At 41.4% G+C, this 22,796-nt stretch carries 20 protein-coding genes and 1 rRNA gene; 14 read left to right on the plus strand and 7 right to left on the minus strand.

Going from position 1 to position 22,796, the window contains the following annotated elements; genetic code table 11:
- Positions 1 to 39: 39 nt before the first annotated feature.
- A complete protein-coding gene (locus QT711_RS10260; RefSeq protein ID WP_317943997.1) occupies positions 40 to 600 on the plus strand; it encodes a DUF5366 family protein in 561 nt (186 codons plus the stop codon).
- Positions 601 to 654: 54 nt separating this feature from the next.
- On the opposite strand, the gene QT711_RS10265 is transcribed toward QT711_RS10260, so the two are convergent.
- Positions 655 to 2,517: a transglycosylase domain-containing protein gene (locus QT711_RS10265; RefSeq protein WP_317943999.1), complete on the minus strand. Its 1,863-nt coding sequence runs from the start codon at positions 2,515 to 2,517 to the stop codon at positions 655 to 657.
- A 59-nt stretch (positions 2,518 to 2,576) separates the two neighbouring features.
- Positions 2,577 to 3,809: an MFS transporter gene (locus QT711_RS10270; RefSeq protein WP_317944037.1), complete on the minus strand. Its 1,233-nt coding sequence runs from the start codon at positions 3,807 to 3,809 to the stop codon at positions 2,577 to 2,579.
- Positions 3,810 to 4,008: 199 nt separating this feature from the next.
- Here QT711_RS10270 and QT711_RS10275 point away from each other — a divergent pair, with 199 nt between their 5' ends.
- Together QT711_RS10275 and QT711_RS10280 are read left to right on the plus strand one after the other, a co-directional pair.
- A complete protein-coding gene (locus QT711_RS10275; protein ID WP_317944001.1) occupies positions 4,009 to 4,752 on the plus strand; it encodes a peptidylprolyl isomerase in 744 nt (247 codons plus the stop codon).
- Positions 4,753 to 4,778: 26 nt separating this feature from the next.
- Positions 4,779 to 5,000: a hypothetical protein gene (locus tag QT711_RS10280; RefSeq protein WP_317944003.1), complete on the plus strand. Its 222-nt coding sequence runs from the start codon at positions 4,779 to 4,781 to the stop codon at positions 4,998 to 5,000.
- 354 nt (positions 5,001 to 5,354) lie between these two features.
- Here QT711_RS10280 and QT711_RS10285 read toward each other — a convergent pair whose 3' ends face one another.
- The gene (locus tag QT711_RS10285; RefSeq protein WP_317944004.1) at positions 5,355 to 6,530 is read right to left on the minus strand and encodes a MalY/PatB family protein; all 1,176 of its coding nucleotides are present in this window, start codon (positions 6,528 to 6,530) and stop codon (positions 5,355 to 5,357) included.
- A 93-nt stretch (positions 6,531 to 6,623) separates the two neighbouring features.
- Between QT711_RS10285 and QT711_RS10290 the strand changes: the two genes are divergently transcribed.
- The 5 genes from QT711_RS10290 to yugI all read left to right on the plus strand — a co-directional run bounded on the left by QT711_RS10290 (position 6,624) and on the right by yugI (position 12,048).
- Positions 6,624 to 6,875: a DUF1871 family protein gene (locus QT711_RS10290; RefSeq protein WP_371391751.1), complete on the plus strand. Its 252-nt coding sequence runs from the start codon at positions 6,624 to 6,626 to the stop codon at positions 6,873 to 6,875.
- Between the two features lie 157 nt (positions 6,876 to 7,032).
- Positions 7,033 to 7,587 (plus strand): RNA polymerase sigma factor, encoded by a 555-nt coding sequence (locus QT711_RS10295; RefSeq protein WP_317944008.1) that lies wholly within the window; start codon positions 7,033 to 7,035, stop codon positions 7,585 to 7,587.
- The gene (locus tag QT711_RS10300) at positions 7,577 to 9,760 is read left to right on the plus strand and encodes a hypothetical protein (protein ID WP_317944010.1); all 2,184 of its coding nucleotides are present in this window, start codon (positions 7,577 to 7,579) and stop codon (positions 9,758 to 9,760) included. The genes QT711_RS10295 and QT711_RS10300 overlap by 11 nt, the downstream gene beginning before the upstream one ends.
- Before the next feature lie 88 nt (positions 9,761 to 9,848).
- The gene (locus QT711_RS10305; RefSeq protein ID WP_317944012.1) at positions 9,849 to 11,564 is read left to right on the plus strand and encodes a sigma factor-like helix-turn-helix DNA-binding protein; all 1,716 of its coding nucleotides are present in this window, start codon (positions 9,849 to 9,851) and stop codon (positions 11,562 to 11,564) included.
- Between the two features lie 109 nt (positions 11,565 to 11,673).
- Positions 11,674 to 12,048, plus strand: coding sequence for a S1 domain-containing post-transcriptional regulator GSP13 (gene yugI / locus QT711_RS10310; RefSeq protein WP_317944014.1), 375 nt, complete (start codon positions 11,674 to 11,676; stop codon positions 12,046 to 12,048).
- Positions 12,049 to 12,063: 15 nt separating this feature from the next.
- Here the strand turns inward: yugI and QT711_RS10315 are convergent, their stop codons facing one another.
- Positions 12,064 to 13,383 carry a sigma 54-interacting transcriptional regulator gene (locus QT711_RS10315; protein ID WP_317944015.1) on the minus strand — a complete coding sequence of 440 codons (1,320 nt, stop codon included), beginning with the start codon at positions 13,381 to 13,383 and terminating at the stop codon, positions 12,064 to 12,066.
- A 142-nt stretch (positions 13,384 to 13,525) separates the two neighbouring features.
- On the opposite strand from QT711_RS10315, the gene pruA reads away from it, so the two are divergent.
- The 3 genes from pruA to QT711_RS10330 all read left to right on the plus strand — a co-directional run bounded on the left by pruA (position 13,526) and on the right by QT711_RS10330 (position 17,658).
- Positions 13,526 to 15,070 carry an L-glutamate gamma-semialdehyde dehydrogenase gene (gene pruA, locus QT711_RS10320; RefSeq protein WP_317944016.1) on the plus strand — a complete coding sequence of 515 codons (1,545 nt, stop codon included), beginning with the start codon at positions 13,526 to 13,528 and terminating at the stop codon, positions 15,068 to 15,070.
- Positions 15,071 to 15,132: 62 nt separating this feature from the next.
- The gene (locus QT711_RS10325; protein ID WP_317944017.1) at positions 15,133 to 16,326 is read left to right on the plus strand and encodes an ornithine--oxo-acid transaminase; all 1,194 of its coding nucleotides are present in this window, start codon (positions 15,133 to 15,135) and stop codon (positions 16,324 to 16,326) included.
- Between the two features lie 87 nt (positions 16,327 to 16,413).
- A complete protein-coding gene (locus tag QT711_RS10330) occupies positions 16,414 to 17,658 on the plus strand; it encodes a Glu/Leu/Phe/Val family dehydrogenase (protein ID WP_317944019.1) in 1,245 nt (414 codons plus the stop codon).
- A gap of 46 nt (positions 17,659 to 17,704) precedes the next feature.
- Here QT711_RS10330 and QT711_RS10335 read toward each other — a convergent pair whose 3' ends face one another.
- A complete protein-coding gene (locus QT711_RS10335) occupies positions 17,705 to 17,947 on the minus strand; it encodes a DUF378 domain-containing protein (RefSeq protein ID WP_317944021.1) in 243 nt (80 codons plus the stop codon).
- Positions 17,948 to 18,052: 105 nt separating this feature from the next.
- On the opposite strand from QT711_RS10335, the gene QT711_RS10340 reads away from it, so the two are divergent.
- Complete coding sequence (locus QT711_RS10340; protein WP_317944023.1) at positions 18,053 to 19,219, plus strand: iron-containing alcohol dehydrogenase; 1,167 nt, start codon at positions 18,053 to 18,055, stop codon at positions 19,217 to 19,219.
- Positions 19,220 to 19,265: 46 nt separating this feature from the next.
- Here the strand turns inward: QT711_RS10340 and QT711_RS10345 are convergent, their stop codons facing one another.
- Both QT711_RS10345 and QT711_RS10350 read right to left on the minus strand, forming a co-directional pair.
- Positions 19,266 to 20,267 (minus strand): cation diffusion facilitator family transporter, encoded by a 1,002-nt coding sequence (locus tag QT711_RS10345; protein ID WP_317944025.1) that lies wholly within the window; start codon positions 20,265 to 20,267, stop codon positions 19,266 to 19,268.
- Between the two features lie 14 nt (positions 20,268 to 20,281).
- Complete coding sequence (locus QT711_RS10350) at positions 20,282 to 21,007, minus strand: MgtC/SapB family protein (RefSeq protein WP_317944027.1); 726 nt, start codon at positions 21,005 to 21,007, stop codon at positions 20,282 to 20,284.
- A 119-nt stretch (positions 21,008 to 21,126) separates the two neighbouring features.
- On the opposite strand from QT711_RS10350, the gene QT711_RS10355 reads away from it, so the two are divergent.
- On the plus strand, positions 21,127 to 22,029 hold the full coding sequence (locus QT711_RS10355; protein WP_317944029.1) for a DMT family transporter: 903 nt from the start codon (positions 21,127 to 21,129) through the stop codon (positions 22,027 to 22,029).
- A gap of 447 nt (positions 22,030 to 22,476) precedes the next feature.
- A 16S ribosomal RNA gene (locus QT711_RS10360) occupies positions 22,477 to 22,796 on the plus strand; the annotation flags it as partial.

Consider the following 22,796-nt stretch of genomic DNA (forward strand, 5'->3'; position numbering starts at 1 on the left):
TATAGGGAGGGTAAAATATTTGTTTTTTTGAGGTGCTTCATGAAAAATCCCTATCTTTTCGGCTATTTGCCCTTTTTGACAATTACGCTATTCAGTTTAACATTCGGTGTGTATATGGTTGGCATTTCCATGGAGTTCTTTAGCCAAGTGGGCTTATACACCGGAATGCGTGAATTCATGACAGACACACAGCTACGGCTATTCCTCCTGCTCATCTATTCACTCATTTTTTTCATGATTTTGTCCGCTATGAAACTCATTGATGAAACGATTCATGAAACCGCGATGCTTTTCTTTTCAAAGGATGCCGCAGGGGAGTCCTATTACGAAGCAAAAAGCGGGAATGTCATCTATTTTTTTGGTGCGCTCGCTTCTGTAGCAGGAATCCAATCTTTAAAAATCTTACTGGCAATCTTCCTTCTTACAACATTCATCTACTTTGTATACCGTGTGTTTATACTAAGCAAATTTTTAACCGTTATACATACGATCAGCTTATTGTTTTTCGAAATCCTCGTTTGGGCAGTCTTCCTGTCCGTAATCGTCTATGTCATTCTAAAGCTATACAACGGTATGCTAGCAAGCCTTCCAGTTTCATAGAAGAAAAGAACATGATGAAAAACCGCAAGAATCCTCCTGCGGTTTTTCTAGGCGTTACGGATGACTTTCTGAACTCAATGCATTAAAAGCTTGTAAATGAATTTTTACTTTGCTGTATTTCTCAATTGATGCGGGTTTGTCAAATCCGATCCAAACCGCGGTCGTGTACGCATCATTCAACCCGGCAACCCATAAATCCTTATACCGATCCGTAGTTCCCGTTTTTGCACCTGTATACGTCGTTCGATACGTAATGCCTTTTCCAGTCCCGTTTACAACTACATCTTCAAGCAATGTGCGGATAGTTGCCGTAGTGGACGGAGACCAGACTTCTACAGGTTGCTCTTCCCACCGATAGAGAATGTCACCAGATCGGCTTTTCACCGTCCGTATGGCGTGAGGCTCCACGTACGTTCCGTCAACGAAACTGGAATAAGCGGATGCCAGTTCCAAGGGCGTAACACCCACTTGAAAACCACCGAGTGCTGCAGGGTATGTGTAATCGGCTTTCGTAATATGCTCGAACTGAAACGGTTGTAAGTAGCCAAATGCCTTTTCGATGCCAACTTTTCGAAGCAATCGGACAGCTGCTGTATTATGGCTATGCCGGAACGCTTCCTTCAACGTAGTCGTTCCATATGTGTATCCACCAATGTTTTGAGGACAGTAAGCACCGATACAAATAGCGCTACTATCGATGGGCGTTCGCTCGTTATACGGTCCGCTTTCAAGATAAGGAGCATAGACGAGCAAAGGCTTCATTGCGGACCCAGGTTGCCGTATAGCTCGATAAGCTCGATTAAAATCACCTTTTTGAAAGTCCTTTCCACCATACAGACTAACAATTTCCTTCGTCACATTGTCAATAACGACGGCTCCTGCTTGTAAATCCTTAGGCGTTACCAAAGCAGACATCCGTGCTTCATCGCTTCGTTGCTTTTTTGAATGAAGTGCCGTCTCAATTTGAATGCCACTCGTCATCACTTCTGCGGTTCTGCGTTTTAACGCATCTTTATGTAGCTGCTTTTCATCGTCCGTTTTTGCTTGCCGGATTTTATGCTCAAACCCTTCCACTCTACCAATCAATTTCTCTAATTCAGCTAATACATAAGAGCTGTACATCGTATGTTCATTAGCTTTTCGTTTCACATGAAGTTGAATCGGCTCTTGTTGTAAGGCTGTCGCTTCTTCCGCTGAAATGATATCATTGTTCGCGAGTACCGATAAAAGCAGTTCCTGCCTCTTTTTTGTCTTGTCAAAATGCTTCAATGGATCATAGCGGGAAGGATTATTTGGAATCGCAGCAAGAAAAGCTAATTCCGCATGCGTCAATTCGCTAATCGGTCGACTGAAATAAAACGTTGCAGCTGCACCTATTCCATATGCTTGATTGCCAAAAAACATTTCGTTCATATACATTTCAAGGATTTCCTCTTTTGAAGCGTGTTTCTCCAATTCAGCTGCATAAAGGAGCTCCTTGAATTTCCGTTCATACGTCTTTTCATTCGTTAAAAATCGCATGCGCACAACTTGTTGCGTAATTGTCGACCCCCCTTGTTGCAGATCATCATTTACGGCATTCACCGCAAAAGCTCTGAAGATCGCTGCAATGTCATATCCACGGTGTTCAAAAAATCCTTTATCTTCACTCGTCAGGAATAAATCTCTCGCGAAGAGGGGGATTTCATCGAGCGTAAGCGGTTGTCTCCATTCCACATATTCTTCCGCGAAGACCCGGCCATCCCGATCGGTCATCGATATAGGAATGGGTACAAAAGGCTCTGTTAATGCAATCGTATTGTGCATGCTGTCCTGTAATTGCTTGCTATCGTTCCATTCTTTCACAATCCCTTGTTGGATCACATATAAGAGAGGGAACAGGAGTAGGATGAGGAGTAAACCTGTTACTTGTCTCACGTAGAACCCCCTTTCTATAAAAAATATAGCACATTTCCATAACAGAAATGTGCTGAAATTTACGTATGTGCTTTCTGATCTTCATCTGCCAAAAAGTCTTCGAAATCCTGTACGGGTTTTCTTTTTGCATAATAAAGAAATGCAAATCCCACCATAAACAAGAGTCCGGTTAAGATGAACACTGACGAGATACCGACAAATCCACTGATAATCCCACCAAACATTGGACCGATAATGTTGCCGAGGAATCGGAAACTCGTATTGTAACCCATTACTTCACCTTGAATGTCAACAGGTGCTTCACGTCTGACAAGCGCTGTTGTAATTGGGATCATCCCACCAATCGCAATTCCGAATAACAGACGCCAAATCATGAGATGCCAAATCGAAGATACAAACGCTTGCGGGACGATAAAGATGAATGACAGAACGAGTAGCGCCCCCAACACCTTTTCATACCCAATGTCATCGCCAAGTTTGCCCCATTTGCGTGCGAACAAAAGGTTTCCGACTCCAGCAGCACTGAACGTCAACCCTGCAAGGAAAGCGACATCATTTGAATCTGTTAATTCAGCGACATAGAGCGATAAGAGCGGCTGGATACTAAAGTTCCCAATTTGAATTAACGCTGTTACAATCATGACATTGAGCATAAGCCGATGATGCAACAATCCTGAAAGAATCGTTTTCCGCGAATAATGAACGGCTTTTTCGTTTTTCACTTTCCGTTGTTCATTAATGCCGAAAAGCACGATCAGCGCAGCGATGACAACAGAAATCGACGTAATGATAAACGTGTATTTGAATCCGAACGCATCTGCCATCAATCCACCTAAAACAGGTCCAAACAACGTCCCAGTCACGCTGCCCATTTGTAGCGTCCCAAGCTTTTTCCCTGCCTCTTCACGAGACGTCTGCGATGAAACGAACGCCAATGAGGTAGGAATGAATCCGGTCACAACACCATTGAAGAGTCGGAGAACAAAAAACGCTTCCACCGAGTGAACGAACCCCATTAAAAAGACGGACGTCGCAATCCCAAAGCCATTTATTAATAGAATTGGTTTAAATCCATATTTGTCGGCAATCCTTCCCCAAATCGGTGACATGATTAACGCGGTGATAAATGTCGCCCCGAAAATTAGCCCGGACCATTTTTGGACATATGCATCCGAATGATTGCCGAATGTCTCAATATACAAAGATAAAAAAGGCATAATCATCGTCATTGTGCCAGCAACTAAAAAGTTCGCAAACCATATGATGATAAAATTCCGTTTTTGAATCGTCATGTTAACCCTGCTTTCATGTACAATGCCGTCATGTTCGTCGACAAAAGTCATCCCAAAACAGAATTCCCTCTGCCGCAATACGTTAAACGCTCTATTGTACTGGATACAGTATAAATCAATTCGGGAGTCGAAGGAAGTTTCTTGCTTATCCATCGAAAAACGAAAAGGGATATGGTAAACTAAATCAGGGTGAATGAAAATGAAAAAATCGACACTAGCATTGGTTATGGCAATGGTCATGATTTTTGTTGCTGCTTGTGGTCAAAGTAAAGACGAGCAAGTCGATAAACAACCAACAAATAATAATGACTCGACGAACGCATCAGGCGATTCGACAAATGAGGAGGCCGAAAGTATGTATCCACAATTATCAACTGAAGTAGCAGCAAATGAAGCATTGGTCGTTATGAACACAACGATGGGGCCAATCAAAATTAAACTATTCCCGGAGCAAGCGCCAAAGACTGTAGAAAACTTTCTGACGCATGCTGAAAACGGCTATTACGACGGCATCATCTTCCACCGTGTAATTAATAATTTCATGATCCAAGGTGGAGACCCAACAGGTACAGGTATGGGTGGAGAAAGTATATACGGTTCTTCTTTTGAAGACGAATTCACGATGAACCTCTTTAACCTTAGAGGTGCGCTATCAATGGCGAACGCTGGTCCAAACACAAACGGTAGCCAGTTCTTCATCGTTCAAGCATCCAGTGCACCAGGTAGTTCAAACCAATTGAAACAAGGTGGCTGGCCGGAAGAAATCGCTGATGCATACGCTGAAATGGGTGGAACACCACACCTTGACCAAAAACATACAGTATTTGGACAAGTTATCGAAGGTATGGATGTAGTGGACAAAATCGCTGCAGCAGAAACAGATCGTTCCGACAAGCCGACAGAAGAAATCTCAATCGAATCGATTGAAATCTTGCAGAAATAATCCAACCAGTAAGGAAGTGTCCGTAAATGAACGTTATCCTTATGCCGTTCCTTTACTTTCCAGAGGATAAATCCGAATACATCCCGGCATTTTTCTCCTTCGTTTTTTTCATGATTCTTCTCATCCTCACATTCATGTGGATTAAGAAAAACTCAAAAAAACAAGAAGAAGAAACACGCGAACTCGAAGAACGCATTCTTCGCGAACGCCGTGAAGCCCGTGAAAAACACCAACAATCCCACGAATAAACGAAAGGACATCCGCCACTAATAAATGTGGCAGGTGTCCTTTTTGCATGTCTTTTATTATCTACATTCACATCTTTGTTAAATCGCGAACAAAAAATATGTGCCGGTAGCAAAAAAATTAAGCCCGCGCTCAAGAACTGGTCCCGCGCGCTCAAGGAAGCGTAATCCGCGCTCAAGAACCAGCCCCGCGTGCTAAAAAACCGCTTCTCCTTCGCAAAAAGAAAGCAATTTCCATTCCAACGACAAATTGACTTAAAGCATGTGGCAAAAAAATCAATCCATCAAGCTACCTTTGACACACGCCGCATACACAATAAAAAAGAAGAATCCAAGAACGGATTCTTCTGAAAAACGTTAAGCTTGCATTGCAGTTATGAAGCGCTTCACGCCGTCTTCCACTACAGAACGAGGCGTTGCGATGTTCATTCGTAGGAAACCTCTGCCTGCTTCACCATACTTCGTGCCTGGCTCAAGCGCAAGTTTTCCGTTGTTTAATAATTTGTCCATCATATCTTCTTCCGATAAACCCGTTCCTCGGTAATCGATCCATAACAAATAGGTTGCCTCAGGTTTTTGAATGGCGATACCCGGTACAGCTTTCGGCAATTCATTGATGACATAATCCATGTTTGTTGAAAGTGTTTCAAGTAGTTCATCTAACCAAGCTTCACACTCCGTGTAAGCTGACTTGAGCGCGGAAGCAGCAAAAGCGTTCAACTCCATTTGTCCGTGTGCCATTGCATTTTTCTGTAAGGCAGTTTTTAACTCTTCGTCGCTTGTAATCATGATGGCAGCTTGTACACCAGCCAAGTTAAAAGTTTTTGTCGGAGCGACACACGTGACAATTTTTTCACCTTCTTCTTCAGCGAGTTTGGCAAGTGGAATATGTGTTGCACCTGGTAACACGAGGTCGGCGTGGATTTCATCTGAAAGCACGAGCACGTCATATTGGTTACAGAGACGTAAAATTTGTCGTAAATCCGCTTCTGACCATACGATACCTGCCGGGTTATGTGGATTACATAATATGAAGATTTTAATATCTTGTTGCAAACATTTTTCGAATGCTTCAAAGTCGATTGAGTACGTCCCATTGTCTTCAAGGAGAGCACATTCGACAATGTTCCGCTCTTGATGACCCGGTACGTTGAAAAACGGAGGATAGACAGGCGTCGTAATGAGAATGTTGTCGCCTTTCTTCGAAAATGTTTCTACTACCGTTGCAATAGCAGGCACAACACCATGATGGAAGAGCATCCAATCATTTTGTGTTTCCCATCGGTGACGAGAAGACAACCAAGAACGTACAGCATCCTTGCACGTTTCGCATATGTATGAATAACCGAAAATGCCATGATCTAAGCGCTCTCTCATCGCTTCAATAATTGGCGGTGGAGCAGGGAAATCCATATCCGCGATCCACATCGGTAAAATTTCTTCCGCGTTTTCCACCCCGTAAACGGCTTCCATATTACCCCATTTCACGGAACGCGTATTTTTACGGCTAATGACTTGTTCGAACGCATTCATCTCAAAAACCCCTCATTTCCTTTTTTCTTTTACATTACTATGTTATCATAAATGAAAGAAAAGAAAAAAATAAGGTGACTTGACGTGCAAACTATGGACATGAACAAAAAAGCTGTCTTACTACTAGAAGATTGGGATCCTTTCAATATGGGGCGGAAGGCGTATGAGCACGAAATTGCTGATGTCGTCTCAGAACTCCAGTTGCTCGATCATCCGACAGATTTAGCAAAACGGATTAGAGAAATCTATGAACATTCCTATGAACTATGGATTCCGTTAGAAAAGTGCATGCAAATAGCATATAAGTTGTTCGCAATAAAGTACGAAGCGAAATGCATCGTATAACGAAAGAAAGATTGTTAGGATAAAGAAAAATTATTACCGCCCGAAGCGTTAGGATACCTGCTTCAGGCGGTTTTTTATGTTCTTCATTAAAAGGATGAAACAATCAATTGAAATCCCTCGTATCATGAGCAGAGGGGAAAGAGAGTGAGGGTGACACATGGAAGAAACGGACTTGATCCAGAAAGCGCAGAACGGAGATCGGTCAGCTTTCACAGAATTAATGAATCGTTATTACCGGACTGTTGAAAAATTTGCTTATCAATGTGGTGTCCGTGTTGATGATATTCCGGATGTTACACAGGAGGTCTTCATAAAGCTCTATCGATTCTTACCGCAGTTCAATCAACAGCGATTTACGACATGGTTATACAAAATTACACTGAATGCTGCTCGGGATTATTACCGAAAAGCAGGTCGGGAGACGGACAAAGAAGAACGGGTTAAAAAGGACATGAGTACGGTCGCACATCAGTCAGCAGAGAAACACGTGCTCCTTTTTGAAGAAGATCAGGAATTGCATAACGCGATATTGCGTTTAGATGAAAAATACCGAATTCCACTCATTTTGTTTTATTTCCAAGACTTGTCGTACCAACAAATTTCGGAAGTGTTGAACGTGACGATGGCAGCTGTGAAAACGAGGATTTTCAGAGCAAAGGATGCATTGAAAAAGGAAATTGAAACGACTGGAGGTGTATCACATGAGCAATGATCATTTTGAGAAACGAATGGAATTCTTGAAAAAGTCCTATGAACGTATTCCTTCGACTTTCGATCCGGAAGAAGTATTCAAGAAAATCGATGCGGAACATCCTCCTGCACCTGTTGAACAGAAACCTGTTAAAAAAGGTGGATTCAGACAGCGTATAACGGTTTTAGCTGTAAGCGTTGCGAGTGTATTCATCATCGGTTTCATTGCCAATGACGTCCTTGATGGAAATAACCAAAATCCGAACGAAGAAAATTTGGAAAGCGGAGAAATTGATGCCTACATCGAAGAACTGAAACAACAATTTGAAGTGGAAAAAGAAAAGCGTAGAGAGATGTTGCAGTTGGATGAAGAGCATTTTAGAATGTATGCCCAATCTAATTCAATCTCAATTTTGGATCATAAGACTTTCATACAGTCTGTTAAACAGGATGGAAATGCAAATGAGCGATTGCAAGAAGTCTACAACCAAGCAATCGAAGAACTAAAAACGCCCGCCGAAATGATTCAAGACGTGAAACGCAATCCGCTTCGAGAGGATGAAGAAGCGAGTATTGCATTCTTGAATAGCTACCGGGAAAAAGTCAAGAGATTGCAAACCATTTACGATCAAATCATAGAAGAGAACAAAACGGCAATTGATGCCTATGAAGTGGATCCATCTGCTGATAAAGCCGATGTCATGATGACGAGTAAAAACAGTTTTCCAGAGCCGTTACAAAATATCATCAACACAATGAAAGAACAATCAATCCGGTTAACTACAGAGAAATATTCAGGTGATATTAAATCAAGTTTTTATTTATCTAGATCGGTCGATGAGCTTCCATCGAACTTGCATCACTTCACGAACGCTTATATGAACATGCTAGCAGATGAACCGTATTTATATGCAGGGGTGTTAAATGATACTGTTCCTAAAACGGTCGGAACGTTGCAGACGATGGAGGAGACGTTAATGCATGTACAGGAAGATCCGTCCTTGTACCCTGTCATGAAATCGTATTTCATAACGCTTTTTAATCACATTGTAAAAGGAAATGAAAAGACAAAGTTATTTGATGCAGATGGTAGGTTACTACCTGAATACCAAGAAGCTTGGACCAATCTATCGTATAGTGGAAACGCAACACCATTGACCTATCTTATGAGGCCGATTGTTAAAGAGATGAAGGCTTCAGATTGGCGGCAATCAGAGCATTGGGATTCACTCAACTATAATGATCTAGAAGAAGCACTCGTCCTCTATCGGGAAGGGGTGTTAGAAGAATACATGTATGGTGAAATGCCTGTATTCGAGGAGAAGACGGTTGTCCTGCCAAATGAGGCATTTGATCAGGAAGTTAAAGAACTCTACAGCGCATTCAAAAAGTCGTATGACAAGTCCGTGTTAAAAGGGATCTCACCTGTGCATATTGTAGGAATCTTTAACTACGCAAATGAAGTCGAAGACCCCAAAACGATGTATCGACTATTCAATGAAAATTATGGAGATATGTCGGAAACAGGTTTCTCAGAGGAGCAATATATCGACTTTTACCGAAAAGGTCTCTCCTTATTTAGAAACGCAACAGATATTAAATTTACAAATGAAAACATAAATCGTTACGAACATGCACTTTATGGTTTTGTTACGATTAACAATGGTGCGGAAGTTAAAAATTCAGTACATCTCACATATGGTGAAGATGATGTATGGAAAATTAGAGACATGTATCTTGAGAAACTTCCATCGTACGAACAATCACCCGAAATACCAATTGACGAGATGACACTTAAGCATATGAAAGAGCTCTATGAAACCTTTAAAGAGTCGAGAAATCCAGCTAACTTATACGGAGAAGTAGCGTTGACAATAATGAGCCTCTATTTATACGCAGGATCTTTACAAGATTATGAAACACAATATGCATTGATTTATCAAGAATACGGTGCGGATTTAATTGAGAAGTCGGCATTTGTCGAAAATGGTGATCGATACAAATTTCCGTATGCAGAAGATATGTATACATCTATGTCTTTTAAAGGCCTTGAAGAAGATAAAGATGGTAACTGGCCAGGTATTGCCACGTTTACTGTCAATCAGGAAAAGTATCCTCAAATGCCAGCGACTCAAGAATTCCATATGCTTTGGACCGACGACGGTTGGCGCGTCAATGTTAATCACTTAAAATAAACAAAAAAGACTGCGAATTCTGCGGTCTTTTTCTATATTCTTTGTTATAGTAAAGAAAGGGATGTTTTGGAAAGCAGGGGGAGAGTACATGAATGAAGAGAAGCAACCAACCTTAGAGACGGATAAAGAGTCTTCTTTGGAATGGATGCGCCTGATGTTGCCGCATATGGAACGTCTCGCAATCCAATATGGGCTAAGACCGCAACAAGCTGCAAACTTTGTAGAAACTGTGTTTCAAAAGTTGTATGAAAACAGAAGTGAAGCATTGCATGAGGATGATACGATTAGAATCTTGCTCGGTCGATTAGAGGACGTTACCATTCATCCGTCCGATGAAAAACTCTTTGCATTTAAAGAAGACGAGGTTTTGCATAACCGCATTATTGATTTACCAAAAGAAGTTAGGCTGCCTTTAATCCTGAATCAGTTTCATGATAAATCTCCAGCACAAATTGCGGAGATTCTAAACGTGCCAACAGGAGTAGTGGAAACAAAACTTGCTGAAGCTTTTCAGCAACTGGATGAACCGAACCTAGAAAAAAAGTTGGAGTTTTTACATACGTCTTATGGAAGATTGCAAACTCTTTATGATGAAGACCGGATATTCACACACACTACACATCATTCAATTGAGCCGACAAAATTAAAGGGGAAAAAACCGAAACGAAAGACGTTAGCGATGTGGAGTTTAGGCGTCGCCATGTTATTCACGTTACTTTTTGTATCTGTAACAAATAGTGAAGCCTATCAAAAATCCGCCAGTGAGAAATTCATCGAAACATACAAAGAGGAATTTGAGAAAGAGATCGCCAAACGTCTCGAACTCGCTGGATTGACGAAACGAACAGCGATTACTATGAATCATTATGATATGTATGGTGAAGACACAAGGTTAAGTTTTAAAGATTGGTTACGAGCATTAACAAGAGAGTTAGAAGAAAATGGTAAAATAGATAGAAGAAAGGCGAAAGAAGACTACGCAGCTCTCATTAATGAGTTGAAGTTGCCATCAGAGTGGATGGCAGAATTAAAGAATAAACCTTTAGTCAACGATCGGACAGCGAGTATAGCGTTTATTGGGAATTTATTTGGTAGTTCGTCCATGCTTATTCAATCTTATTCAGCTATCCTTCAGGATCACGAAGATATCATACCTACTTATGAATGGAACGACAATGGCGAGGTGATCGTCCAAACGTTAGCTGAAAACGAAGAAGGTTACCCAAAACAGCTTCAAGATGCATTAAAAGGAATGAAGACACAAAATATTACTGTAGTCGCACATGACAGTATGTTCTACTATCCGCAGTTTGGGGATGAACAGCTTTTCAAAGATATTCAAAACAAATTACATCCGAGTGTACGTGAATATGTGAATCTATTAATGGGCGGTTTTGAAGAGATCGTTCAAAAGCCGCTCGACGAACAAGTTGATCTGCTTTTTTTCGTTGAAGACGATTTAATGGGCGATGAAATAACGGGACTATTCTCTAACGAATTCGTTGAACAACTGATTGTATCGTCATATATTTGGCTTTTTTACTCAATACTCGGCCTTGAATTTGAATCCATGGAACGAAGTTATGACCTTACAGGAGACATTAAACCGGAATATCAAAAAGTGTGGTATCAAATTGCGGACCGTGAACAACCATCGCCAGCAGCTACAGTCATGACAACCGTCATTGAAAATATGGAGGAGGAAGGTTGGTCACGGAATACACTGGATAATCAAAATAGCTATATGGAAATTTATAATCTTATTTGGCCCATTATCCACGAAAAGAAAGAAAATAATAAGTGAAATTTTCCGACTGCTTTGCCAAATTTTTGTTGTGAAAGGGCTTTCTATGGTATAATTATTGATGGCCGCATAGGCAAATTCGATAGATGTAGATTGGGAGCTGTTTCGCATGGGCAGAACATACGAAGTGGGGGAAGAGCTGACTGGTAAGGTAACGGGCATCCAGCCATATGGCGCATTCGTGGCATTGGATGAAGAGACACAAGGACTCGTCCATATTTCGGAAATCACGTACGGTTTTGTCAGAGATATAAATGAGTATCTTGCTGTAGGCGACGTTGTAAAAGTGAAAGTACTGGAAGTGGATGAAGACGCAGGTAAAATCAGTTTGTCCATTCGGGCATTGCAAGAAGCGCCACCCGCCACACAAAAACCGAGCCGACCCCGAAAATCATTGCAAGACAAAGTAAAAGAGCATGACGCAGAAGGATTTAACTCGTTAAAAGACAAACTAAAAGACTGGATTACACGGTCTGGTTATTAAAAAATGGGAGTAGGCTTAATCGCCTCTCCCATTTTTTAGCTTTCGTAAACGATATTGAAGATTTTGCCTACTCATTCCAAGTGCTTGCGCCGTTTTGGTAATATTATCTTCATGCAACTTCATTGCTTTTTGTAAGTAATACGCTTCCGCATCTTTTAAATATTGATCGAGTGGCAATAAATCTTTCTGGTGTTGGACAACAAAATCCGTGTCTTGTAAAGGTGTGTCGTTCAATCCATTGCTTTTCATCCGAAAATGCAAAGGCAACATATCGTATGTAATGACCGACTCTGTACTTGCAAGCGACGTAATTTCGTCTAAAAGAAACTCAAGTTCTCGCATATTGCCTGGCCATTCATATCGTAAAAACAATTCCTCGACTTCTGTAGTTATTCCTTCTAGGGAAGAACCAAACCGCTCTCTTCTCTTCGCTAAATACGAAGTAATGAAAGCAAGTATGTCCTCTTTTCGTTTCCGCAATGGGGAAATGCGAATTGCAAAAGAAGCAAAAAAGTAATACAGATCTTTCAATAAAGCTCCTTTAGCGATCAGTTCAACAGGGTCATCGCCGATACTTGCGATGAATTGATTGCCAGGTTGTACCGCCTTTTTTAGAAAAGAAAACAGTTTCTGTTGAAGTGGTATGGATAATAAATCAATCCGATCACAAAATAACGTGAATGCATCATGTTCAGTTAAGTCTTCATCCAATCGATCGATGAGCGACTCGTCTGAACGATGACAAAAAAGTGTATAGAAAGGACCGTTTACAGGAGAAAATTCATTATGAATACTCTCCGCCAGTAAATCTTTTCCTGTACCAGATTCACCAATTAGCAACACGGGTAGTTTTGCTTGAGAGGCTTTTAGTGCAGTAGAAACAACCGCTTGCATTTCTTCCGATGCTGCAATAATTTGATTGAACGTTACAGGGTCACTATTTTTTCGGAGGGGATGAAGAATAAATTTCTCAAGAGCTGTTACATCTCGTGCAATTTCCACAGCACCGATTAGTTCCCCATTGCTAAAGACGGGATACGTATCGTTAATGGTCGTAATTTCGTTTCCTTTGCGGTTCCAATATGTCTGTTTCACATTCAACTGCTCTATACCGCTTTGCAACACTTTTAACAATGTACTTTCTTCTTGATTAAAATTAAATAGCTCAATTATTGATCGATCTGCAACTTCTTCCAGCTCTAATCCTTCAATGGCTTTCATTTTATGATTGTATATGACCGTACGGCCGTTTTTATCAATTGCATGGATTCCTACACCGGCACGATTCACTGCAAATTCATATAAAGGAAAGAGGGCTTTTTCGATTTTATCCATCATCAAAAACACCTTCCGTGTACTTTTTTTCGTGATTTAAATAAAAACACTTGAAATGTGCAACAATCTCTTGCATTATTATAAATGTAATCAAAGATTAAATGCAAATTTTTTTTGCGTATCATAACGGAGGAGGAGTAACATGATTCCATACAAACACGAACCATTTACAGATTTTACACAAGAAGAAAACAAAAAAGCCTTTTTAGACGCTCTACAAACAGTTGAAGGCTATCTTGGGCAAGATTACCCTCTAATCATCGGCGGCGAACGCATTATGACCGAAGACAAACTTGTATCGACAAACCCTGCGAACAAAGAAGAAATCGTCGGCCGTGTTTCAAAAGCGAGCAGAGACCTTGCTGAAAAAGCGATGCAAACTGCTGATGCAACATTCAACACTTGGAAAAAAGTAAAACCTGAATTCCGTGCAGACGTTCTTTTCAAAGCTGCTGCAATCGTACGTCGTCGCAAACATGAATTCTCTGCGCTTTTAACAAAAGAAGCAGGTAAGCCATGGAACGAAGCGGATGCAGATACTGCAGAAGCAATCGACTTCTTAGAGTACTATGGCCGTCAAATGTTGAAACTAAAAGACGGTATGCCAGTTGAAAGCCGTCCAGGTGAGTTCAACCGTTTCGACTACATTCCTTTAGGTGTAGGTGTTGTCATCTCTCCATGGAACTTCGCATTCGCGATTATGGCAGGTACAACAGTAGCTGCACTCGTAACGGGTAACACAGTTCTATTGAAACCAGCATCAACAACACCAGTTGTTGCATATAAATTTATCGAAGTATTAGAAGAAGCAGGTATGCCTGCAGGCGTAGTGAACTACATTCCAGGTTCAGGCGCTGAAGTTGGGGACTACCTTGTAGATCACCCAAGAACTCGTTTCATTTCTTTCACAGGATCACGCGAAGTCGGTTCCCGTATTTACGAACGTGCTGGAAAAGTGAACGAAGGCCAAATTTGGTTGAAGCGTGTTATCGCTGAAATGGGTGGTAAAGACACAATCGTTGTTGACAACGAAGCGGATCTTGAATTAGCTGCACAATCCATCGTGAAATCAGCATTCGGATTCAGCGGACAAAAATGTTCTGCTTGTTCACGTGCAGTCATTCACGAAGATGTATATGACCAAGTCGTTTCTAGAGTGGAAGAGTTAACAAAAGCATTGACTTACGGTGATCCAACAGACCAATCCAACTTCGCAGGTCCGGTTATCGACCAAGCTTCATTCGACAAAATCATGAGCTATATCGAAATCGGAAAAGAAGAAGGCCGTCTAATCGCTGGTGGAGAAGGCGACAGCTCAAAAGGATACTTCATTGCTCCTACAGTATTTGCTGACCTTGCTCCAGATGCACGCATCATGCAAGAAGAAATCTTCGGACCAGTTGTTGGTTTGACAAAAGCGAAAAGCTTTGACGAAGCAATTGAAATTGCAAACAACACAGACTACGGCTTAACAGGTGCTGTTATTACAAACAATCGCGCACATATCGAACAAGCGCGCGAAGATTTCCACGTAGGAAACTTATACTTCAACCGTGGATGCACAGGTGCAATCGTTGGTTACCAACCATTCGGTGGTTTCAACATGTCAGGTACAGACTCTAAAGCGGGCGGTCCTGATTACTTGCAACTTCACATGCAAGGTAAAACGACTTCAGAAACACTTTAATAACTAAGTGGAGGCAGTTCTCGGACTGCTTCCATATTTACATATCTTAAGGAGGGAATTAGATGTCAATTTCAGAAAAGTTGATTAACCAAACGAATAAATTTGGTGCAAATAACTACAATCCACTTCCGATTGTCATTTCAGAAGCGGAAGGTGTTTGGGTAAAGGATCCAGAAGGTAATAAATATATGGATATGCTTTCAGCGTATTCTGCGGTTAACCAAGGTCATCGTCACCCTAAAATCATTCAAGCGCTAAAAGATCAAGCGGACAAAGTAACCTTGACGTCACGCGCGTTCCACAACGATCAACTCGGCCCATGGTACGAAATGATCTGCAAACTATCTGGTAAAGATATGACATTGCCAATGAACACAGGTGCTGAAGCGGTAGAAACAGCTATTAAAGCAGCTCGTCGTTGGTCTTATGATGTGAAAGGTATCGCTGAAGACAAAGCTGAAATCATCGGTTGCACAGGAAACTTCCACGGTCGTACGATGACAGCAGTTTCACTCTCTTCTGAAGCAGAATACAAGCGAGGATTCGGTCCGATGCTTCCGGGTATTAAACTTGTTCCATTTGGTGATTTAAAAGCGTTGGAAGAAACGATTACACCAAATACAGCAGCATTCATCATCGAACCAATCCAAGGTGAAGCGGGAATTCTTATTCCACCAGCTGGCTACATGAAAGCGGCATTCGAGCTTTGTAAAAAGCACAATGTACTTTTCATTGCGGATGAAATCCAAGCGGGTCTTTGCCGTACAGGTAAAATGTTCGCAAGTGAGTGGGAAGACATCGAGCCAGATATGTACATCCTCGGAAAAGCACTAGGTGGCGGCGTATTCCCGATCTCTTGTGTCGTAGCGAATAAAGACATCTTAGGTGTGTTCAACCCTGGTTCACACGGCTCAACATTCGGTGGTAATCCGATGGCATGTGCAGTTTCAATCGCTTCTTTAGAAGTTCTTCTAGACGAGAAACTTGCTGAGAAATCATTGGAACTAGGAAATTACTTCGTAGAACAATTAAAGAAAATCAACCACCCTTCTATTAAAGAAGTACGTGGACGTGGCTTGTTCATTGGTGTTGAATTGACGGAAGCGGCTCGTCCGTATTGCGAACAATTGAAAGAGCTTGGATTGTTGTGCAAAGAAACACACGATACTGTAATCCGTTTTGCACCACCATTGATCATTACAAAAGAAGAATTAGATTGGGCTTTAGAACGCATCAACAAAGTTTTTGCAAGTTAATGAAATAGTACACAAAAACAGTGTGGACTATGGTACAATATGGGCGAAGTAGTAAGACATTATGAAATCAAAGAGGCGAACTTTTACATGACTGAAAACCTGAATCTGTTTACGTCTACGCAAGTTGTCATCAAGGAAGCACTTGACAAATTAGGCTACGATGAAGGAATGTATGATCTTCTGAAAGAACCTATACGTATGGTGGAAGTAAGAATTCCTGTCCGTATGGACGATGGGAAAGTTAAGGTGTTCACAGGATTCCGTGGACAACATAATGATGCAGTAGGACCGACAAAAGGTGGCGTTCGTTTCCATCCGCAAGTAAGTGCGGATGAAGTGCGCGCACTCTCAATGTGGATGACATTGAAAGCGGGTATCGTTGACTTGCCATATGGTGGCGGTAAAGGCGGTATTATCTGTGACCCACGTGAGATGTCTATGGGTGAATTGGAACGCTTGAGCCGTGGTTATGTACGAGCATTAAGTCAGGTTATGGGACCGACAAAAGATATCCCTGCACCAGACGTGTTCACGAATGCACAAATTATGGCTTGGATGATGGATGAATATAGCAGAATTGATGAATTCAACTCACCTGGTTTTATTACAGGTAAACCGATTGTTCTCGGTGGTTCTCAAGGTCGTGACCGTGCGACTGCTGAAGGTGTAACGATCATTATTAACGAAGCGGCTAAAAAGCGTGGAATTGATATGAAAGGTGCACGTATTGTCATCCAAGGTTTCGGAAACGCTGGAAGTTTCTTGTCAAAATTCCTGCATGACGCTGGAGCGAAAGTAATCGGTATTTCCGATGCTTACGGTGCATTGCATGATCCAAACGGATTGGACATTGATTACCTATTAGATCGTCGCGATAGTTTCGGTACAGTTACGACATTATTTGACAATACAATTTCTAACGAGGAATTATTAGAATTGGATTGTGATATTCTCGTTCCTGCTGCGATCGAAAATCAGATCACTGAAAAGAACGCTAACGATATTAAAGCGAAAATTGTTGTTGAAGCTGCGAATGGCCCAACAACATCTGAAGCGACTAAAATCCTTACAGAACGTGGCATTCTTCTCGTACCGGATGTTCTTGCGAGTGCAGGTGGCGTAACGGTATCTTACTTCGAATGGGTTCAAAATAACATGGGTTATTACTGGACTGAAGAAGAAGTTCGCGAAAGAATGACAACAAAAATGGTCGAGGCATTTGAAAATGTGTACAACGTAGCGTCTACACGTAACATTGACATGCGCCTTGCTGCATATATGATTGGTATCCGCAAAACTGCTGAAGCTTCCCGTTTCCGTGGATGGGCGTAAGCGAATGAATAGAAAAAGCATCTCCTGAACAGTTGGAGATGCTTTTTCATGCTTCTTCAGTTCCTGCTAGGGTGTTAGTTTCACGCTCTTCATAGCGCCAATGTTCAAATAGCAAGCCTAACGACAGTAAGCCAGAAATCCCAATCAGTACAAAAAAGAACCGAGCTAACGGTTTCGCGTACCCACCAGCGAATTGTGCGACAACATCGTAACTGAATAAGCCGACCACACCCCAGTTCAAAGCGCCAATAATTGTGATGGCAAGGGCCACTCGCTTGATTTTCTCCATAACACACCTCCTTATCTCCAAATTGCCCCAACAAGACGACTTCCATACTTGCAACTGATTATTCATTCTTGGATAATGAGTACTACAAAAGAGGAGGCGAAAGAGATGCATGAATTTACATTTCAAAATCCGGTAAAATTAGTCTTTGGTAAAAAATCCATTTCAAAATTAACGAACGAACTAGCTGCTTACGGTAATAAAATTCTTCTCGTGTACGGCGGAGGAAGCATTAAGCGCAATGGTTTATATAATGAAGTGGTCGAACTTCTGAGTAAAGCAGGAAAGGAACTATATGAACTACCAGGAGTCGAGCCGAATCCACGTCTTTCCACAGCGAAGAAAGGGGCGGCGATTTGTAAAGAGGAAGGTATCGATTTCATATTGGCTGTCGGGGGCGGTTCTGTCCTGGATTGTACAAAATTGATAGCAACAGCGGCAAAGTATGAAGGTGATGCATGGGATTTTGTCAGTAAAAAAGCGACGCCGACCGATGCAATTCCATTTGGTACAATATTGACGATGGCGGCAACAGGTTCTGAAATGAATGCAGGTTCTGTTATTACAAACGAAGAAATGGAGGAGAAATACGGATGGGGAAGTCCTTTCAATTTCCCGAAATTCTCAATTCTCGATCCAACGTATACGCTTTCCTTACCGCGTGATCAAACCGTTTATGGAATTGTCGATATGATGTCCCACATAATGGAACAGTATTTTCATAAAGCTACCAATACACCGTTGCAAGATGAACTTTGTGAAAGTGCATTACGGATAATTATGCGCGCTGGTGAAAAACTAGTAGATGACCTGCAAAATTACGAGTTACGTGAAACGATTTTATTAAGCGGAACGTGGGGATTGAATGGATTCTTAGGGATGGGGAATGCTGGTGGCGACTGGGGGACACATGAGATTGAACATGCCGTCTCAGCAGTCTATGATATTCCGCATGCTGGAGGATTGGCGATTCTGTTCCCGCATTGGATGAAACATGCTATGCAGTTGAATCCTGAACGCTTTGCGAAGTTTGCAACAAATGTTTTTCAAGTTGATCCAACAGGAAAGACTACTGAAGAAACTGCAATGGAAGGAATAGAACAGCTCCGTAAGTATTGGTCATCAATTGGTGCACCTGAAAGGCTGAAAGACTACCATATTGACGAATCTAAAATTGAGCTTATGGCTGAAAAAGCTTCTGTAAACGGACCAGTAGGCAGGTTTGCTCAATTGACAAAAGAAGACGTAAAATCAATTTTAGTCGCTTCATTATAAAAAGAAGTACGCAGGAACTCGTCGGTGAGTTCAACTGCGTACTTTTTCATTCGGGTAACTTTTTGCGTGCTTCTTCTGAAATCGCCAATTCGTTAACGCCTTTCCATGTTTTGATGCCATCATCTTCATCAAATGAAATAAGGGCTTCGCGGACGCCTTTTTGTTTTAATATTAATGCTAGCAACCGATCCCTTATATCATCAATATACTCAAGTGTTTTTGAGGAATCGACTTCTGCCACTACTTCTACATGGAGAAATTCCCCTTCTTTAATCACCTCAACTCTTTGTAGATCTTTAACATCCGGGTCCTCAGCTACGATGTACGCAATGTGATTTAACATTTCTTCATCAGTTTCTCCTATAGCACCTCTTGCGTTTTCAAGAAATATTTTGCCAACGACATAAAACATCATGAGACCTATTAACACCGATGCAATTCCTTCTGCCGCAAGAAATCCAGTGAAATGTGCTACAAGGACGGCAGTAAAAGCTAATACTCCACCAATTGTTGCAACCAAATCTTCCATAAAAACAAGCTTTGTGGCAGGCTTAGCACTATTCAAATGCGTGAAACTGTATAGAAGTGCTTTAAACCCTTTCGCATCGTTTCCAGTTTCATGTGCAATTTCTTTTGCTGCTTTTAATAAGACGTACAGTTCCAACACAATTGCAAGCCCAAGTACGCTTAAATTAATGGCGAGTCCTGACGTTTCAGTAGGATGAAGAATATGATGCCAACCTTCTTTAACTGCTTCATAAGACATAATCGCAACTACAATGACAGCTCCTAAGCAGACGAGGTTGACGACCCTGCCAAATCCGTTTGGAAATTTTGGTGTCGGCGCTTTTTTAGAGAGCGCGGAACCAATGTAAACGAAGAATTGATTGGCCGCATCGCCTAATGAGTGTAATGTTTCTGCGAACATTGCAACGTTACCAGTTAACATATAGGCAATACCTTTTAAGATGGCAATGATTGTATTAATTACACCAGCAAGCAATGAAGGTTTGTTTCCATCTTTTAAGAGTTTGATAAAATCCTGCATAAAGGTTCCTCCATTTAAGGGAATATTTCTAGTTCAACTGATTCGATATAAGGTAGTTCAGTCAATTCAACATATAGTTGGGATGTTTTTTTCTTAGGTAATGCATTTAATCTAAAATCGAGTTCATGCATGTGAGGTTTGCCATCTTCAGGGATTAGTTGTCTGATTCGAAGATTTTCCACAGACATACTTTCATCACTTAGCTTTCCAATCAATTCATCAATCTTACTTCTATCTGAAATGATAATAATACATGAAGCTTCTTTTGAGCGTATTCTACGCGGACCAAACCGATCTAATATAGGTGCAATGACTTCGATTACAAACAATACACTTATAACAGCGAATGCAGCTTCAATATAAAAACCAGCTCCAACGGCAATGCCAATACTCGCCGAACCCCAAATCATTGCAGCAGTTGTTAAGCCGGTAATACTATCATTGTCCCTTCGTAAGATTGCTCCCGCACCAAGAAAGCCAATACCACTAACAATTTGTGCTGCTAGACGTAATGGATCCATCGTTACATTGATATCATCTCGGGCGGGTACTAAATAAGCAGCTTCCATAGAAACAATCGTCAATAGACAACTAAATGTTGAGATGACTGCACTTGTTTTTAACCCAATCGGTTTCTTCTTTATTTCCCTCTCTACACCGATGACTAAACTTAGTCCTAATGCTAACGCGATTTTAATTAAGACATCCGGATACATCGAATTGTCGGCAATCCAGTCCATTCTAATTCTCCCCCTACTAGCATCTTCAAACCACTCCTGTGCTATACTCTTTATATTGTCTTTATCCATAAACGATGACAAACTAACATGAAACTTACAACGAAAGAGATGTGTACCATATGGAAAAGCCTTCTATCCACCCGTATATTCCGATTATCATAGGAGTTATCTCAGTCGCCTTATCAGCGATCTTTGTTAAATTAGCTACAGCAGATGCGGGAGTTATCGCTTTTTATAGAATGTTGTTCTCTGTTTTATTGATGCTCCCATTATTTTTAATGAAGTACCGTAAAGAATTATTGGTCTTTACGAAGAGAGATTGGATCTTTTCTTCGATAGCAGGAATTTTTCTTGCCTTTCACTTTATCTTATGGTTCGAATCACTTAATTACACTTCTGTTGCGAGTTCAACTGTTTTGGTGACCCTACAACCGATTTTTGCGTTTGTCGGAACGTATTTCTTCTTTAAAGAAAAACTCTCCATGAAGACGATCTTATCTGCAGTCATTGCAATTAGTGGAAGTATCATTATCAGTTGGAGCGATTTTCAGTTAAGCGGTACTGCTTTCTACGGAGATATGCTCGCTTTGGCAGGTTGTGCGTTTATTACAGCATATCTTCTTTTTGGGCAAGAAGTGCGTAAACGTTTATCTCTTATTACATATACGTTCGTTCTGTATGCAATCAGTACAATTACATTATTCTTTTATGTGTTGGTAAAGGGAGAATCATTTGGTCCGTATTCGTCAACTGACTGGTTCTGGTTTTTTATGCTTGCGCTTATTCCGAATTTGCTCGGCCACTCGCTATTCAATTGGGCAGTAAAGTGGGTAAGTACAAACGTCATTTCAATTGCCATTCTTTTTGAACCAGTAGGAGCTTCAATATTGGCGTATTACATCTTTCATGAGACGCTTACTTCAGCGCAAATTATTGGCGGAATCGTTGTCATAGCAGGCATTCTACTCTTCATCATTGATCCAAGAAAAATTCATCGTAAATTATTTTTAAAAAAGGCTTGATTTCTCTTTAGGGCATGTAGTATATTAGTACATGTCCTTAAGAGGCAACAACATTACGAAACAACTTCTGAAAAAAGATTTTAAAAAAGTTGTTGACACCGAATAAGGAAAAATGTTAAGATGAAATGGTCGCTGAAAAACGCGACTGAAACATGAACCTTGAAAACTGAACAGCAAAACGTCAACAAATAAAGTTCTAAAGCCGACTTGTCGGCGAACGAACAACTCGAATCTTCGGATTCAAAATTGACATCTTAAATGATGCCAGCAAAGAAACTAGAGCTACTCAAGTTTCTCTAAACTTCTTCCATTATAGAAGAAGTTCTGGCGGCCGAGGTGCGGTGGAGTGCTAGGAGATGAGTGAGAGAGGGAAGGCACGTACTTTAGTACGTAACTGACCGAACGAACGAAATCGACAACGCAATCCGCTGCGCATCGGACGCCAGATTTATGGAGAGTTTGATCCTGGCTCAGGACGAACGCTGGCGGCGTGCCTAATACATGCAAGTCGAGCGGATTGAAGGGAGCTTGCTCCCTGATATTAGCGGCGGACGGGTGAGTAACACGTGGGCAACCTGCCCTGCAGATGGGGATAACTCCGGGAAACCGGGGCTAATACCGAATAATTGGTTCTTCCGCATGGAAGAACTCTGAAAGACGGTTTCGGCTGTCACTGCAGGATGGGCCCGCGGCGCATTAGCTAGTTGGTGGGGTAACGGCCTACCAAGGCGACGATGCGTAGCCGACCTGAGAGGGTGATCGGCCAC

The sequence above is a fragment of the Sporosarcina saromensis genome (genome assembly GCF_033253735.1).
Taxonomy (GTDB): domain Bacteria; phylum Bacillota; class Bacilli; order Bacillales_A; family Planococcaceae; genus Sporosarcina; species Sporosarcina saromensis.

What these genes read in the sequence shown, in the direction of transcription:
- QT711_RS10345 (WP_317944025.1), bottom strand. Translation starts at nt 20,267, where the DNA reads ATGCAGGATTTTATCAAACTCTTAAAAGATGGAAACAAACCTTCATTG.
- QT711_RS10275 (WP_317944001.1), top strand. Translation starts at nt 4,009, where the DNA reads ATGAAAAAATCGACACTAGCATTGGTTATGGCAATGGTCATGATTTTT.
- QT711_RS10280 (WP_317944003.1), top strand. Translation starts at nt 4,779, where the DNA reads ATGAACGTTATCCTTATGCCGTTCCTTTACTTTCCAGAGGATAAATCC.
- QT711_RS10340 (WP_317944023.1), top strand. Translation starts at nt 18,053, where the DNA reads ATGCATGAATTTACATTTCAAAATCCGGTAAAATTAGTCTTTGGTAAA.
- QT711_RS10355 (WP_317944029.1), top strand. Translation starts at nt 21,127, where the DNA reads ATGGAAAAGCCTTCTATCCACCCGTATATTCCGATTATCATAGGAGTT.
- QT711_RS10260 (WP_317943997.1), top strand. Translation starts at nt 40, where the DNA reads ATGAAAAATCCCTATCTTTTCGGCTATTTGCCCTTTTTGACAATTACG.
- QT711_RS10350 (WP_317944027.1), bottom strand. Translation starts at nt 21,007, where the DNA reads ATGGACTGGATTGCCGACAATTCGATGTATCCGGATGTCTTAATTAAA.
- QT711_RS10300 (WP_317944010.1), top strand. Translation starts at nt 7,577, where the DNA reads ATGAGCAATGATCATTTTGAGAAACGAATGGAATTCTTGAAAAAGTCC.
- QT711_RS10285 (WP_317944004.1), bottom strand. Translation starts at nt 6,530, where the DNA reads ATGAATGCGTTCGAACAAGTCATTAGCCGTAAAAATACGCGTTCCGTG.
- QT711_RS10335 (WP_317944021.1), bottom strand. Translation starts at nt 17,947, where the DNA reads ATGGAGAAAATCAAGCGAGTGGCCCTTGCCATCACAATTATTGGCGCT.
- yugI (WP_317944014.1), top strand. Translation starts at nt 11,674, where the DNA reads ATGGGCAGAACATACGAAGTGGGGGAAGAGCTGACTGGTAAGGTAACG.
- QT711_RS10270 (WP_317944037.1), bottom strand. Translation starts at nt 3,809, where the DNA reads ATGACGATTCAAAAACGGAATTTTATCATCATATGGTTTGCGAACTTT.
- QT711_RS10290 (WP_371391751.1), top strand. Translation starts at nt 6,624, where the DNA reads ATGGACATGAACAAAAAAGCTGTCTTACTACTAGAAGATTGGGATCCT.
- QT711_RS10325 (WP_317944017.1), top strand. Translation starts at nt 15,133, where the DNA reads ATGTCAATTTCAGAAAAGTTGATTAACCAAACGAATAAATTTGGTGCA.
- QT711_RS10295 (WP_317944008.1), top strand. Translation starts at nt 7,033, where the DNA reads ATGGAAGAAACGGACTTGATCCAGAAAGCGCAGAACGGAGATCGGTCA.
- QT711_RS10330 (WP_317944019.1), top strand. Translation starts at nt 16,414, where the DNA reads ATGACTGAAAACCTGAATCTGTTTACGTCTACGCAAGTTGTCATCAAG.
- QT711_RS10315 (WP_317944015.1), bottom strand. Translation starts at nt 13,383, where the DNA reads ATGGATAAAATCGAAAAAGCCCTCTTTCCTTTATATGAATTTGCAGTG.
- QT711_RS10305 (WP_317944012.1), top strand. Translation starts at nt 9,849, where the DNA reads ATGAATGAAGAGAAGCAACCAACCTTAGAGACGGATAAAGAGTCTTCT.
- pruA (WP_317944016.1), top strand. Translation starts at nt 13,526, where the DNA reads ATGATTCCATACAAACACGAACCATTTACAGATTTTACACAAGAAGAA.